General features: G+C 65.6%; 1 protein-coding gene. It reads left to right on the top strand.

All coding sequences use genetic code 11. The features are described 5' to 3' along the window. The first annotated feature begins 127 nt into the window (after positions 1 to 127). Complete coding sequence (locus ACWEKS_RS49260; RefSeq protein ID WP_452346593.1) at positions 128 to 1564, top strand: NF041680 family putative transposase; 1437 nt, start codon at positions 128 to 130, stop codon at positions 1562 to 1564. The last annotated feature ends 10 nt before the right edge of the window (positions 1565 to 1574 follow it).

The raw sequence follows: 1574 nt of genomic DNA, 5'->3' as shown, positions 1-1574 counted from the left end.
AGCTTGTTCTTTATCCTCTGGACGAGACTGATTGGCTTGCTTGAGGATTCGCCGGACAGGTAGGCGGCCTTCGCCTGATCATGTGCTCCGACCAAGGATGCACGTAATCGAGACGAAGGCCGTGAGGATGAGTCTGCCGGTTGGCGGTGGGGCAGGGGAAGCGTTCGCGGAACTGCAACGCGTGCGCAGCGAGTTCTACGCGTGTCTGACCGCGCGGGGCGATGAATTGTTCGAGCTCACCGACGCGGTGCTGTGCGCGCCGGGAGCGGTGCGGTCGATACCGGAATTGACGTTGACGCCCGAGCATCGCCGCGGCCACGGAGCACTCTACGACGGCCTCAACGACGGTCAGGTAGATATCCCGCGGTTTCGGAAACTGTTGTCCGGCATCGGTTTACCGAGATTCAGCGATGGTCGCCTCGTGTTGGCGGTGGATGTGTCGGCATGGTTGCGCTCGGATGCGGCGTGTTCACCGGATCGACTGTTCTGCCACGTTTACGGGCGTGCGAAGTCGGCGTCGCAGTTCATTCCGGGCTGGCCGTATTCGTTCGTGGCCGTGCTCGAACCCGGTGGCAGTTCATGGACGCAGATCCTGGACGCGGTGCGCCTGGGTCCGAAAGATGATGCGGCCGCGGTCACCGCCACCCAGCTGCGTGAGGTCCTGGAGCGGCTGATCGCCGCGGGTCAATGGCGGCCCGGTGACCCGGACATCATGATCGTCGCCGACGCCGGCTACGACGTCTGCCGACTGGGGTGGATGCTACGTGACCTGCCGGTCGAGATAGTGGGCAGGCTGCGCTCGGATCGAGTGATGCGACTGCCGAAACCGGTCCGGCTTCCCGGGACCAACGGCCGCCCACCCATGCACGGACCGGAGTTCCGCTTCGCCGACCCGCAGTCCTGGCCGCAGCCGACAGTTGCCACGATCACCGCGACCGCCAACTACGGCAAGGCGAGCGCGCAGGCATGGGATCGGGTTCACCCGCGGTTGACCCGCCGCGCGGCCTGGCTCGACCACGACGAGCCGCTACCCGTGCTCGAGGGCACCTTGATCCGCCTTCAGGTCGAGCATCTGTCCAAAGACCGTGACGCGCCACCGATTTGGCTGTGGTCGTCCAAGACCGGCGCCGCCGCCGAGGACATCGACAGAATCTGGCAGGCGTTCCTGCGCAGATTCGACCTCGAGCACACCTTCCGGCTGTTCAAACAGACTCTGGGCTGGACCCGCCCCAGGCTGCGCACCCCGCAGGCCGCCGACCGTTGGACCTGGCTGATCATCGCCGCCCATACCCAACTACGGCTTGCCCGACCGTTGGCAGCCGACCTGCGCCATCGCTGGGAGAAACCCGCTGCGCCACACCGGCTCACACCAGCCCGGGTCCGCCGAGGGTTTCGAAACCTCCGCGCCACCATCGGCTGTCCCGCCAGCGCACCCAAACCCACCCGAGCCGGCCCAGGGCGACCACGCGGACAACGAAACCGTCACCGCGCCATCCACTACGACGTCGGCAAAACCGTCAAACGACTCACAACCCTCTACCAACGCAACCGAGCCGGAGGTTAAAGACCAAGCT

The sequence above is a fragment of the Nocardia sp. NPDC004711 genome (genome assembly GCF_053601595.1).
The sequence above is the reverse complement of the archived record's forward strand: the minus strand, read 5'-3'. Positions and strand labels throughout refer to the sequence as shown.

Bases quoted from the DNA above. Each gene is read 5' to 3' on its own strand.
- ACWEKS_RS49260 (WP_452346593.1), top strand. From the start codon at position 128: ATGAGTCTGCCGGTTGGCGGTGGGGCAGGGGAAGCGTTCGCGGAACTG.